Here is a 12,419-nt window from a genome sequence, read left to right as displayed (position 1 = left end):
GATCTCTCCTCGTGCACGTACGAAGAAGGCCATTGCCGAGGGTCCGTGATCGTTCCCTGTGGGCAATGGCCTCCTCGTTACAACTGCGGCCTGCCGGTGAGCGGCCGGCTGCGTACGACCCTATCGGGGCCGTCGGTCAAACGCTTGCGCGGCTGGTCGCTCAGACGCCGACGCGGAAGCGGGCGAAGCGCTTCAGCGACACGCCGGCCTCGTCGAGGACCTTCTGCACGGTCTTCTTGTTGTCCTTGGCGAAGGCCTGCTCGAGAACGACGTTCTCCTTGAAGAAGCCGTTGACGCGACCCTCGACGATCTTCGCCAGGGCGGCCTCGGGCTTGCCCTCCTCGCGGGCGGTGGCCTCGGCGACGCGACGCTCGTTCTCGACGGTCTCGGCCGGGACCTCCTCGCGGGAGAGGAAGATCGGCGCGAAGGCGGCGATGTGCTGCGCGACGTCCTTGGCGACCTCGGCGTTCGCCTTGTCCAGCTCGACCAGGACGCCGACCTGCGGGGGCAGGTCCGGGCTGGTGCGGTGCAGGTAGGAGGCGACGTAGCCGTCGGTGAACTGCGCGAAGCGGTCCAGGACGATCTTCTCGCCGAGGGTGGCGTTGGCCTCGTCGACGAAGGCCTGGACGGTCTGGCCGTCCTTGATCTCGGAGGCGAGCAGCGTCTCCAGGTCGGCCGGCTTGCTGGCGGCGACGTGGGCGGCGATGGCGTCGGCGGTGGCCACGAACTTGTCGCCCTTGGCGACGAAGTCGGTCTCGCACTTGAGCTCGACGAGGACACCCTCGCTGTTGTCACCGGCGATGAGGGACACGACGGCACCGTTGGAGGCGGAGCGGCCCTCGCGCTTGGTGACACCCTTCTGGCCCTTGACCCGAAGGATCTCGACGGCCTTGTCCAGGTCGCCCTCGGCCTCCTCGAGCGCCTTCTTGCAGTCCATCATGCCCGCGGCGGTGAGCTCGCGGAGCTTCTTGACGTCGGCGGCGGTGAAGTTCGCCATGGTCTGTCAGTCTCTTCTCGGAAGTCGGTGGATCCGGTGAGCGGTGGTTCTACGGACGAACGGCGGGGGCCGCAGCCCCCGCCGTCCTCACACGCATCGGAAGGCGGGCTGAGGCTCAGGCCTGCTCGGCGTCGGCGGCGGGCGCCTCAGCAGCAGGGGCCTCAGCAGCAGGGGCCTCGGCGGCCTCGGCCGGAGCGGCCTCGGCAGCGGTCTCCTCGGCCTTCGCCTTGTCGCCCTCGAGCAGCTCGCGCTCCCAGGCGGCCAGCGGCTCACCCTCGGCCTTGTCACCGGCGGTGGCGGCGCCGGAGCGGGCGATGAGGCCCTCGGCGACGGCGTCGGCGATCACGCGGGTCAGCAGGGTGACGGAGCGGATCGCGTCGTCGTTGCCCGGGATCTTGTAGTCGACCTCGTCGGGGTCGCAGTTGGTGTCGAGGATCGCGACGACCGGGATACGGAGCTTGCGCGCCTCACCGACGGCGATGTGCTCCTTCTTGGTGTCCACGATCCAGACGGCGCTCGGCACCTTCTGCATCTCGCGGATACCACCGAGGGTCTTCTCCAGCTTCTCCTTCTCACGGGAGAGGACCAGGAGCTCCTTCTTGGTGAGGCCGGAGGCGGCCACGTCCTCGAAGTCGATCTCCTCGAGCTCCTTCAGGCGCTGCAGGCGCTTGTAGACGGTCGAGAAGTTGGTGAGCATGCCGCCCAGCCAGCGCTGGTTGACGTAGGGCATGCCGACGCGGGTCGCCTGCTCGGCGATGGCCTCCTGGGCCTGCTTCTTCGTGCCGACGAAGAGGATGGTGCCGCCGTGCGCGACGGTCTCCTTGACGAACTCGTAGGCGCGGTCGATGTACGACAGCGACTGGAGCAGGTCGATGATGTAGATGCCGTTGCGCTCGGTGAAGATGAAGCGCTTCATCTTCGGGTTCCAGCGGCGGGTCTGGTGCCCGAAGTGGACACCGCTTTCCAGCAGCTCCCGCATCGTGACGACGGCCATGGCCGTACTCCTAGAGATACTCGGTTTCCGTGGCCGCCGGACGGTGGCCACGCCTGACGCCCCGAACGCGCCGTGCCACGAGGGACCGAGGAGCGCGTCCACCGCTCGCTAGAGGGCGGTGGCGGGGCGTGCGAAGTCGACCCGGTGACCCGGATCGCCATGGAAAGTGTACGGGACCGCCGGAGCGGCGGGCGACATCGTGCCTGGGGGTAGGGGCCGTCCGTGGGTTTTCCACAGGCCGGCTTCATGATCGTCCGGCTGTCGCGGGCAACGCCACCGTTGTTCCATGACGAGATACCTGGTGATGGTGATGGCGGTGCTGGCGTGGCTCGGGGGCCTCGTGCAGCCGGTGAGGGCGTCCGCCGGGGCGCCGGGCGGTGCGGTGGACGGGGGCGGAGACCGGGCCTGGCCAGTGGCTCCGACGGGCGGACTGCGGCGGCCGGCGGTGGAGCGCGGCTTCGATCCGCCGGCGGCGCCGTGGGCGGCGGGGCACCGGGGGGTGGATCTGCGCGCGGGGCCCGGCGCACCGGTGCGCGCGGCGGCGCCCGGCCGGGTGTCGTACGCCGGGGCGGTGGCGGGGCGCGGGGTCGTGGCGATCCTGCTCGCCGGCGGGCTGCGCATCACGTACCAGCCGGTGCGGTCCTCGGTCGCGGTGGGCGACGAGGTCGGCGCGGGGCAGGTCGTGGGGGTGCTCGAACAGGGGCCCTGGCACTGCCCCGGCGGCTGTCTGCACTGGGGGCTGCTGCGCGGGGAGGTCTATCTCGATCCGCTGTCGCTGCTCCCGGACGGGATGCTGCGCGGCGGGCCGTCGCGGCTGCTGCCGGTCTTCGGGGTGCCGGTGCCGTCGGGGGTCAGCCCCGGGGCTTAACCGAGGGCTCCGCGCAGGGCCATGGTGACGGCGGCGTCGGCGATGGCGTCCGGCTCCTCGGCGGCGCCGAGCTCGATGCGGCGTACGGCGGCGTCCACGATGCCCTGGAGCAGCATCGCGGTGAGCCTCGGCTCGCGGTGGCCGAGCGAACCGAGCGCTTCGACGACCATGGCGATCAGGCCGCCGTGGGCGGCGCGGATCTTCTCACGGGCACCGGCGTCGAGTTCGCCGGCGGAGATCGCGACCACGGCCCGGTGCCGGCGGTCACCGACGAGCGCGAGCTGGCTGCGGACGTACGCCTCGATCTTGGCCTCGGCGGTGGGGGCGGCCTCCATGGCCGACTCGACCTCCGCCGCCCAGACCGGGAAGTCGACGGCGCACAGCTCCTCGACGACGGCGGCCCGGGAGCGGAAGTACTCGTACACCGAGGACCTGGCCAGCCCGGTGCGCTCCGCCAGGGCGGGGAAGGTCAGGGCCTCCGTCCCGCCCTCGGAGAGCAGACTGCGCGCGGCGTCCAGCAGGGCCTCGCGCTGCATCGACCGGTGCTCGGCCACCGAGGCCGCTCGAATCTTGGGCACCTCACCACTGTACGGAAGCGGTGCGGCCACCGGGCGCACCCGTCGGCAAAGCTCGTTCAACGGCCGACGTCGGCCAGTTTCGCGCGCAATTGCAGAACGGATTTGGTGTGGATCTGGCTGACCCTGCTCTCGGTGACGCCGAGCACCTGTCCGATCTCGGCGAGCGTGAGCCCCTCGTAGTAGTAGAGGGTGACCACGGTCTTCTCGCGTTCGGGCAGGGTGTTCACGGCGCGGGCCAGCAGCCGGCGCAGCTCGCGGTCCTCGGCGACCTCGACGGGGTTGTCGGCACCGGTGTCCTCCAGGGTGTCGACCAGGGTGAGCCGGTCGCCGCCCTCGGTGCCAGCGTGGAGCAGTTCCTCGAGCGCGACCACGTTGGCCAGGGAGAGCTGGCTGAAGACGCCGTGCAGCTCCTCCAGGGCGATGCCCATCTCGGCGGCGACCTCCGACTCGCTCGGGGTGCGCCGCAGCGAGGCCTCCAGCGTGGCGTAGGCACGCTCGACCGCCCGGGCCTTCTGCCGCACGGAGCGCGGGATCCAGTCCAGGGCCCGCAGTTCGTCGATCATGGCCCCGCGGATCCGGGTGATCGCGTAGGTTTCGAACTTGATCGCGCGCTCCGGGTCGAACTTCTCGATGGCGTCGATGAGTCCGAAGACCCCGGAGGAGACGAAGTCCGCCTGTTCCACATTGGCGGGCAGGCCGACGCTCACCCGTCCTGCCACGTACTTCACCAGGGGCGAGTAGTGCAGGATCAGCTGCTCGCGCAGGCGTGCGTCCCCCGTGGCCTTGTAGGTCCGCCACAGCGCGTCGAGCGAGGTGGGGGCGGGCGGCCGGGGGTTTCCGGTGACGGCGGTCGCCGCCGTGCTGCCGTCGGGCCCGGGAGTGTGCCGGTGCATGCGTCGATTTGAGCCGTTCTGCGTGACCTGAGGGACGGGCGGGACTCCAATCCCCTTGAGCGTAGCGTGACGATACCGTCGCTCAGGGCGACGTTCGGGTGTCCCCATAACCTCGCCATCCCGGGGGTCCCAGGTCAAGAACCGTCCTGTCACCTGATGGTGTGTTCACCGTCAGAGCGTGTCGGCTTGGCGCCCGCCCCCTGCCTCGGCCCCCTCCGTGCGGTTTCGTGCCAACCTCCAGCGCGGGCCGTCCCGTTCCACGAAACCGAGGACGTGCAGCTCATGGAGCCTGGCGAGGGTTTCGTCGGCGGTGCGGCCGGCGGCGACCGCGAGGTCCGCGCAGCCGGCGGCGCCCCGGGCGGGCACGGCCTCCAGCACGAGCGCGGCGTCGGGCGGCAGCAGATCCCGTGGCAGGACCGGTCCGCGGCGCTCCGGTCCGAGGTCCTCGCCGATGAGGCCGACGAGCTCGATGACATCGGCGGCGCCGGTGACCAGCATCCCGTCCGCGCGCAGCAGCTCATGGACCCCCTGGGACAGCGCCGACGTGCACGGACCCGGCACGCCCATGACGAAACGGCCCAGCTTGCGGGCCCGGCGGGCGGTGATGAGGGCACCGCTGCGGTACTGGGCCTCGACGACGACGGTGCCCCGGGTGAGGGCGGCGATCACACGGTTGCGGAGCACGAAGCGGCTGCGGGTGGGATGCGATCCGGGCGGCAATTCACCGATGAGCAGGCCCTGTTCGGCGATGCGTCCGATCAACTCGGCATGACCCGGCGGATACGGCACGTCCACACCGGAGGCGACGACACCGACGGTCGCCCCGGTCGCGGACAGCGAGCCGCGGTGCGCGGCACCGTCGATGCCGTAGGCGGCCCCGGAGACGACGACCCAGCCGGCCTCCGCGAGGTCGGCGCCGAGGGTCGCGGCCATGTGGGAGCCGTAGTCGGTGCACGCCCGGGCGCCCACGACGGCGACCGATCGCAGCGCCCTCATCCGCAGGGATGCACCGCCGCGCACCCACAGCCCGTACGGGCGTTCGTCGCCCAGGTCGTCGAGCTGCCGGGGCCAGTCGGGGTCGCCGGGGCACACGAAGCGGACGCCCCGGGCCCGGGCCGCCGCCAGATCCCGCTCGGGGTCTGTGCGGCGGGCCCGCACCGCGTACCCGGCGGTCCGCCGCTCCCCGCTCCCGGGCAGTTCCTCGCCCGCCGTGACCGCCCGGACGGTCTCGACGGGGCCGAGCTCCCGCAGCCAGGCCCCGAAGGCCGCGTCGCCGGGCTCGGCGATCCGCGTCACGGCGACGCGGGCCAGGCGTTCCTCAGGAGTCGGGGGCGGCTCATCCCCCGGATCCGGTGCGGCGGCCTCGTCCGTGCCGAACAGCGCGTCCGTCATCGCACGCCCCCCGTCGCGGCCGCCATGCCGCGGCGCACGCCGGTGCGCAGCTCCAGGGCACGTTCCATGTCGACGCCGTCGGGCCGGTCGCGGCCCGCGAGGTCGGCGACCGTCCAGGCGACGCGCAGGACGCGGTCCAGGCCGCGTGCGGTGAGCAGCCCGCGCTCCATGTCCCGCTCGGCCGAGCGCAGGGCCCCGGGGGCCACGGCCCAGCGGGTGCGCAGCTCGTGCCCGGGGACCTCGCTGTTGAGTCGCCAGGGGGTACCCGCGTACCGGGCGACGGCGCGCTCACGGGCCTCGCGCACCCGTGCGGCGACCACCCCGGTGGACTCCGAGGAACCGGCGCCGCCGATCAGCTCGGAGCGGCTCACGGCCTCCACCTCCACCCGCAGGTCGACCCGGTCCAGGAGCGGCCCGGACAGCCGCCCCTGGTAGCGGCGGATCATGCTGGGCGTGCAGTCGCACGTGCCGCCCGGCGATCCGTACCGCCCGCAGGGGCAGGGGTTGGCCGCCAGAACGAGCAGGAACCGGGCGGGAAGCCGGACGACTCCTGCGGCCCTGGCGATGACCACATGCCCGGACTCCAGGGGCTGGCGCAGCGCGTCGAGGGCCTGACCGTGGAACTCGGGGGCCTCGTCCAGGAAGAGCACGCCCTTGTGCGAGAGCGAGACGGCGCCCGGCCGCGGCAGTGCGTTGCCGCCGCCGACCAGGGACTGCATGGTCGCCGAGTGGTGCGGGGCGCAGTAGGGCGGCCGGTCCACCAGGTGCCGGCCGGGTGGCAGGATCCCGGCGACCGAGTGCACGGCGGTGACCTCGACCGCCTCCTCCCGGGTGAGCGGCGGGAGCAGGCCGGGCAGCCGCTCCGCCAGCATGGTCTTTCCCGCGCCTGGCGGGCCCTTGAGGTAGATGTGGTGGCCGCCCGCGGCGGCGACCTCCAGGGCGATCCTGGCGGTGCCCTGGCCTGCGACGTCGGCCAGGTCGGGGGTGCTGGTGTCGCTGAGCCCGGTGCCGTGGCCGGCGCCGGGGAGGGTGAGGCCGGCCAGCATCGGATCGGGACGCCCGTCGGCGGGCTCCTCGGCCTCCTCCGGGGCGAGCTCGTCGTTGAGCAGGGCGACGAGCTGCCGCAGGCTGCGGACGCCGAGCACGCAGACCCCCGGCACGAGCGAGGCCTCGGCGACCGTGCGCTCGGGCACCACGACATGGCGGTATCCGGCGTCGGCGGCGGCGAGAACGGCGGGCAGCACCCCGCGGACCGGGCGGACCCGGCCGTCGAGGCCGAGCTCGCCGATCATCATCAGGTCCGCGATGTCCTGTGGGGCGATCCGGTCGTTCGCGGCGAGGACGGCACACGCGACCGCCAGGTCGAAGCCGCTGCCGCCCTTGGGGACGGAGGCCGGGCTGAGGCCCACCGTGAGCTTCTTCTGGGGCCAGGTCTCGCCGCTGTTGACGATGGCGGCACGGACCCGGTCACGGCTCTCGCTGAGGCTCTTGTCCGGCAGCCCCACCAGCGTGAACGCCGCCACCCCGGCCTCCAGGTCCGCCTGGACCTCGACGACGACGCCCTCCACGCCGAGCAGCGCCACGGAACACGTACGGGCGAATCCCATCACGCCACCCCCCGCACGTGCTCGACGCGCGCCGCGCCCCGCGCGGGCAGCATCACACCGACCACGTCGATCCGTACGCCGCCCGGTGGCGGCCCGCCGTGGTCGGCCAGCCAGCATTCCGCGAGCCGGCGCAACCGCTCGGTCTTGCGCGCGGTGACGGCGGCCATCGGGTGCTCACCGCCGCCCTCGGCGCGCGACTTCACCTCGCACACGACGAGCGCGTCCCCGTCCGCCGCCACGATGTCGATCTCGCCGTGGCGTTCGCGGTGCCGGCACCGCCAGTTCCGCTCCAGCACGGTCATCCCGGCCGCGGTCAGTGACCGCGCCGCCAGTTCCTCGCCGTAGCGTCCGAAAGCTCCTCGGGCGTTCATCCGTACCACCTCCGTCACTCACTGTGAGGGAGGTGGCATCCGAGAGATGATCTTGATGGGGGCTGTGGACAACCCGTCAGCCCCGGCCGCTTCAGCCGTTTCGGCCTTTTCAGGCGTTTCGGCCGTTTCAGCCGTTGAAGCCGGATTCATCCGACGGCAGATCGAGGTCGGCCTTGTTCAGCTCCTCGATGTTCACGTCCTTGAAAGTCAGCACGCGCACCTGCTTCACGAAGCGCGCCGGCCGGTACATGTCCCACACCCACGCGTCGGCCATGGAGACCTCGAAGAACACCTCGCCCTGGACCGAGTGCACCTGCATCTCGTAGTCATTGGTGAGGTAGAACCGACGCTCCGTTTCGATCACGTACTTGAACAGGCCGACGACATCCCGGTACTCCCGGTAGAGCTTCAGCTCCATCTCGGTCTCGTACTTCTCGAGGTCCTCGGCACTCATGGCATGTTCCCCTTCAGCCGTACGTCCCCCCATTGTGCGTCAGTCACGCTCCGTCCCCAGGTGAATCGGGGACAATGGGGGACCTTCGTCGAGCAGTGCGCGCAGCAGCTCGGCGAGCCTGGTCGGATACACCGTCTCATGCGAGCCGAGCAGTTCCTCACAGGTCCACCATCGCAGCCCGTCGACGCTTCGCTGCTCCAGCTCCGTGAGACCGCTCGGATGGACGCGGGTGTCCTCGGTGCGGGCGAGGTAGTACCACTCGTCCTGCTCCCAGCGCCGGCCGTCGAAGTCGAAGGCGCAGGAGCGCTCCCACAGCACCGGCCCGAGCAGCGCCGAGGTGATCCCGGTCTCCTCCGCGAGCTCGCGGCGTGCCGCGTCGTCCAGGCTCTCGCCCTCCTCGACACCGCCGCCCGGCGTGAACCACCAGGTCATGGACGGGTCGTCCGGCTCGTACCCGTGCAGCAGCAGGATCCGGTCGGAGGGGTCGAGCAGGACGACCCGTGCCGCACGCCGTCGCATCGCTATCGCGCCGCCCTGCGCCGGCGGGCCATCCCCGCGACCGGCCCGTAGGCCGCGCCCACGAAGATCAGGACCACGCCGCCCACGATCGCCGCGCCCACCGTGCGCAGCGGGCCCGCGCTGGAGGGGCCGTCGCCCGGCAGGCCGGCGAAGGCCCGGGTCCGATCAAGCATGCCCGCCCGGCCGAGCGGCCAGACCTTGGCGTCGACCCGCGCGGCCACCGTGCTCCGCGGCACGGAGCCGTTGTCGGCGTCACCGAGGCGGAACCGGGAGTCCTCGGAGGTCGCCCGGTTGTCGCCCATCATGAACAGGTTGCCCTTGGGGACGGTGGCCGAGAAGAAGGTCGGCGAGGCCGGGCCCTCGGTGTCGAGGCGGAAGGGCTCGTCGATCGGCTTGCCGTTGACCGTCAGCCGCCCCTGCTTGTCGCAGCAGGCCACCTTGTCGCCGCCGACCGCCACGACCCGCTTGACCATGGGGACGTCGCCCCAGAGCGGGTCGGTGAAGACCACGACGTCCCCGCGGCGCACCTCGGAGCCGTCGATCCGCTGGGCGAGGATCCGGTCGCCCGCGTCGACGGTCGGGGTCATCGATCCGGTGGGGACGGTGTACGGCGTGTAGACGAGCGCGCCCCAGACGAAACCACCGAGGAAGAGCACGCAGCCGAGGGCGACGGCCAGACCGGAGGCTATCCGTCCGGTCCGTCCACCGCCCTGCTCGTCCGCTCGCCCCGTCGCCGTGCGCGTGCCCGTGCGTGTGCTGGTGCTCATGCGTCCGCACCCTACCCGGCGGTACGGATCGGGGGCAGCCCTCTCACCCGGCCCGGTTGATCAGACGGCGCCGCCGCAGCAGCACCAGGGGCACCGCGCCGGCCAGTCCGCCCGCGGCCGGCAGCCCGGCCGCCGCCGCGTTGATGCCCGGCTGGTCGAAGGTGCTGGGGACCGGGAGGGTGGACCAGTTGCCGATCGGCCAGGCCACGACGACCGCACGGCCGACGACCTCGTCCACGGAGACCGTGCCGTTGCCCGGCAGGTTCTGGTGGTAGCGGGAGTCCAGGGAGTCCTGGCGGTGGTCGCCCATCACCCAGATGCGGCCCTTGGGGACCTTGATCGGGCCGAAGGGACGGTCGCCGCAGGGGGTGTTCCCGGGGTAGATGTACGGTTCGTCCAGGGCCTTGCCGTTCACCTTGACCGGGCCGGTGCCCTTGCACTCCACCGTGTCGCCGCCGACCGCGATGACCCGCTTGATCAGGTCCTTCTCCTCCGCGGAGGGCATCAGGCCGACGAAGCTCAGGCCCTTCTGGATCGCGCTCGTCACCGGGTTGGTGTCCACCGGGACGGTCTCGCCGAGCCAGCCGCCCGGGTCGTGGAAGACCACGACCTCGCCGCGCTCGGGCTCGGAGCCGAACCAGGGCGTGAGCTTGTCGACCAGGACCCGGTCGCCCACCCTGAGGGTGTTCTCCATCGACGCCGAGGGGATCGAGAACGCCTGCAGCAGGAAGGTCTTGATCAGCCAGGCCAGCGCGAGCGCGATCACGATGAGCAGCGGCAGTTCCTTCCAGAACGAGCGCTGCTTCGTCTCCGCCCCGCCGTCACGGTCCCTCGTGTCAGTCGCCTCTTCGGAGACGTCCGCGCCCGCGTCCGGGGCTTTCTTTCCGTCCGAGGCCTCGCCATCGCTGGCCGGACTGGCCGTGGGGTCCCGATCTTCCGGCTCTCCGCGTCCGGACCTTGCGCCGACCACCAGGTCCCCCACATCCACTCCTTACTCCGCGCTGCCGCCCGCGCCGTATTCGGTGCAGGCCCACCACTCCCATAACGAGCGGGAGTTCCGCAGGAGTCGGGAGCGGGCTCAATCCTTGCCGATTGTTGGATGTTGCCACCCCTGGGGCCGCCCCGGCGGCAGACCCGCCCTGGCTCCCCGCTGCGGCGACGCCGGAATACGTCGCCGGTTCCTTCAGTCCCGCCCAGTGCCCCATCGGCCAGGCCACGGCGAAGGCCCTGCCCACCACCAGATTCTCCGGCACGGTCCCGTTTCCGGCGTCGTTGAGATGGAAGCGTGAGTCCGCGGAGTTGGACCGGTGGTCACCCATCACGAAGAGCCGGTTCGGCGGAACCTTGACCGTGAATTTGATCTCCGACGGCGGATTGCCCGGATGGATGTAGGGCTCGTTGAGCGGGGTCCCGTTGACGGTGACCCGGCCCTGGGTGTCACAGCACTTCACCGTGTCGCCGCCCACCGCGACGACCCGCTTGATCAGGTCCTGCTCGTCCGCGGACGGCAGCAGCCCGATGAAGGTGAAGAACTCCTTGACCTGCTTGACCACCACCGGGTCCTCGCCGGACGGGGCCTGCTCGCCCTCCAGCCAGTTGCCGGGGTCCTTGAAGACCACCACGTCGCCGCGCTGCGGCCGGGAGCCGAACCACGGCGTGAGCTTGTCGACGACCACGCGGTCGCCGATCCGGATCGTCTGCTCCATCGAACCCGAGGGAATGACGAAGGCCTGCAGCAGGAAGGTCTTGAGCACCAGCGCGATCAGCAGCGCGACCCCGATGAGCAGGGGTATCTCCCTGGCGGCGGAACGACGCCGCCTGCGCTTGACCTTCCGCGCCAGCTTGCGCCGCTCGGCCCGGCCACCGCCCCTGCGCGGACCCTCCTGGTCGCCCAGGTATTCGGCCCGGCTCGGCTGGCCGGGGCGGGCCCGCCCGCGGCTACCCATGGGCGCCGTCCAGGGACCGGCGACGGTCCAGCGGCCAGATGGTCGCCTCGGCACGGCCGATCACCTTCTCCACCGGGACGGTGCCGCCCCCGGGGTCACCGAGATGGTCGCGGGAATCCCGGCTGTCGGCACGGTGGTCACCCATCACCCACAGCCTCCCCTTCGGAACCTCGATGTCGAACGCTACCCGGGACGGCGTGTCCCCGGGATAAAGATAATTCTCATCAATCGGGCGGCCGTTGACGGTGATCCTGCCCCGCCGGTCACAGCAGGTCACCCGGTCCCCACCGACACCGATGACACGCTTGACGTAGTCGGTCCCGCCGGATCCCTGCACAAACGATCCCTTGCCGTCGAACACCACGATGTCGCCCCTGGCCGGCGCACTGCCGAAACGGTACGCCAGTTTGTTGACCAGCACGCGGTCCCCGGCCCGCAGGGTGTTCTCCATCGAGCCGCTGGGAATGACGAAGGGCTGTGCCACGAAGACGTTGATCACCACGATCACGGCGGCGCACACCACGGCGAGCAGTGCATACCGCTGTGTACGTACGCCGAAGCGCGACCGCTCATCCCGCCGTTCGGCGGCATCGGCGCGGTCGCGCTCCGGAAGGTGTACCTCTGTGTCCATCGAGCGCAGAGCCTATAGGGCTCCGCATATGCCCGGCGGGCTCAGCGCTCGCGCTTCTCCTTGATCTTCGCGGCCTTGCCGCGCAGCTCACGGAGGTAGTAAAGCTTGGCGCGACGCACGTCACCGCGGGTCACGAGCTCGATCTTCTCGAAGATCGGGCTGTGCACCGGGAAGGTACGCTCGACGCCGACGCTGAAGGAGACCTTGCGGACCGTGAAGGTCTCACGGACGCCGGAACCCTGGCGACGGATGACAACGCCCTTGAACTGCTGGATACGGGAGCGGTTGCCCTCGATCACGCGGACGTGGACGTTGACGGTGTCACCCGGGCGGAAGGCCGGGACGTCGCTGCGCAGCGACGCGGCGTCGACGGTGTCGAGCAGGTGAGACATGTTCGTCTGC

The 12,419-nt window shown here is 71.3% G+C and carries 15 protein-coding genes; 1 reads left to right on the top strand and 14 read right to left on the bottom strand.

What is annotated here, in order from left to right:
- Positions 1-160: 160 nt before the first annotated feature.
- Both tsf and rpsB read right to left on the bottom strand, forming a co-directional pair.
- Positions 161-997, bottom strand: coding sequence for a translation elongation factor Ts (gene tsf / locus ACWDAS_RS26020; protein WP_450395301.1), 837 nt, complete (start codon positions 995-997; stop codon positions 161-163).
- A 115-nt stretch (positions 998-1,112) separates the two neighbouring features.
- A complete protein-coding gene (gene rpsB / locus ACWDAS_RS26015; RefSeq protein ID WP_450395298.1) occupies positions 1,113-1,991 on the bottom strand; it encodes a 30S ribosomal protein S2 in 879 nt (292 codons plus the stop codon).
- A gap of 286 nt (positions 1,992-2,277) precedes the next feature.
- On the opposite strand from rpsB, the gene ACWDAS_RS26010 reads away from it, so the two are divergent.
- Positions 2,278-2,859 (top strand): murein hydrolase activator EnvC family protein, encoded by a 582-nt coding sequence (locus ACWDAS_RS26010; protein WP_450395295.1) that lies wholly within the window; start codon positions 2,278-2,280, stop codon positions 2,857-2,859.
- Here ACWDAS_RS26010 and ACWDAS_RS26005 read toward each other — a convergent pair.
- From ACWDAS_RS26005 to rplS, 12 genes are all read right to left on the bottom strand, one after another.
- Positions 2,856-3,413: a TetR/AcrR family transcriptional regulator gene (locus ACWDAS_RS26005; protein ID WP_450395424.1), complete on the bottom strand. Its 558-nt coding sequence runs from the start codon at positions 3,411-3,413 to the stop codon at positions 2,856-2,858. The two genes, ACWDAS_RS26010 and ACWDAS_RS26005, sit on opposite strands and share 4 nt — an antisense overlap.
- An 80-nt stretch (positions 3,414-3,493) precedes the next feature.
- Positions 3,494-4,330: an RNA polymerase sigma factor WhiG gene (gene whiG / locus ACWDAS_RS26000; RefSeq protein ID WP_361792852.1), complete on the bottom strand. Its 837-nt coding sequence runs from the start codon at positions 4,328-4,330 to the stop codon at positions 3,494-3,496.
- A 171-nt stretch (positions 4,331-4,501) separates the two neighbouring features.
- Positions 4,502-5,722 carry a DNA-processing protein DprA gene (gene dprA / locus ACWDAS_RS25995; protein WP_450395291.1) on the bottom strand — a complete coding sequence of 407 codons (1,221 nt, stop codon included), beginning with the start codon at positions 5,720-5,722 and terminating at the stop codon, positions 4,502-4,504.
- Positions 5,719-7,329 carry a YifB family Mg chelatase-like AAA ATPase gene (locus ACWDAS_RS25990; protein WP_450395288.1) on the bottom strand — a complete coding sequence of 537 codons (1,611 nt, stop codon included), beginning with the start codon at positions 7,327-7,329 and terminating at the stop codon, positions 5,719-5,721. Before ACWDAS_RS25990 ends, dprA begins: the two co-directional genes overlap by 4 nt.
- A complete protein-coding gene (locus ACWDAS_RS25985) occupies positions 7,329-7,700 on the bottom strand; it encodes a YraN family protein (RefSeq protein ID WP_450395285.1) in 372 nt (123 codons plus the stop codon). Before ACWDAS_RS25985 ends, ACWDAS_RS25990 begins: the two co-directional genes overlap by 1 nt.
- A 127-nt stretch (positions 7,701-7,827) precedes the next feature.
- Positions 7,828-8,154: a DUF2469 domain-containing protein gene (locus tag ACWDAS_RS25980; RefSeq protein ID WP_450395282.1), complete on the bottom strand. Its 327-nt coding sequence runs from the start codon at positions 8,152-8,154 to the stop codon at positions 7,828-7,830.
- Positions 8,155-8,193: 39 nt separating this feature from the next.
- Complete coding sequence (locus tag ACWDAS_RS25975; protein WP_450395279.1) at positions 8,194-8,673, bottom strand: NUDIX hydrolase; 480 nt, start codon at positions 8,671-8,673, stop codon at positions 8,194-8,196.
- A gap of 2 nt (positions 8,674-8,675) precedes the next feature.
- The gene (lepB, locus tag ACWDAS_RS25970) at positions 8,676-9,440 is read right to left on the bottom strand and encodes a signal peptidase I (protein WP_450395277.1); all 765 of its coding nucleotides are present in this window, start codon (positions 9,438-9,440) and stop codon (positions 8,676-8,678) included.
- Between the two features lie 43 nt (positions 9,441-9,483).
- Positions 9,484-10,221 (bottom strand): signal peptidase I, encoded by a 738-nt coding sequence (gene lepB / locus ACWDAS_RS25965; protein WP_450395421.1) that lies wholly within the window; start codon positions 10,219-10,221, stop codon positions 9,484-9,486.
- A gap of 55 nt (positions 10,222-10,276) precedes the next feature.
- Complete coding sequence (lepB, locus tag ACWDAS_RS25960; RefSeq protein ID WP_450395275.1) at positions 10,277-11,386, bottom strand: signal peptidase I; 1,110 nt, start codon at positions 11,384-11,386, stop codon at positions 10,277-10,279.
- Positions 11,379-11,894: a signal peptidase I gene (gene lepB / locus ACWDAS_RS25955; RefSeq protein ID WP_450395272.1), complete on the bottom strand. Its 516-nt coding sequence runs from the start codon at positions 11,892-11,894 to the stop codon at positions 11,379-11,381. Before lepB (ACWDAS_RS25955) ends, lepB (ACWDAS_RS25960) begins: the two co-directional genes overlap by 8 nt.
- Positions 11,895-12,058: 164 nt before the next feature.
- Positions 12,059-12,409 (bottom strand): 50S ribosomal protein L19, encoded by a 351-nt coding sequence (rplS, locus tag ACWDAS_RS25950; RefSeq protein ID WP_018562955.1) that lies wholly within the window; start codon positions 12,407-12,409, stop codon positions 12,059-12,061.
- Between the last annotated feature and the right edge of the window lie 10 nt (positions 12,410-12,419).

This window comes from Streptomyces sp. NPDC001070 (assembly GCF_053598835.1).
The sequence above is the reverse complement of the archived record's forward strand: the minus strand, read 5'-3'. Positions and strand labels throughout refer to the sequence as shown.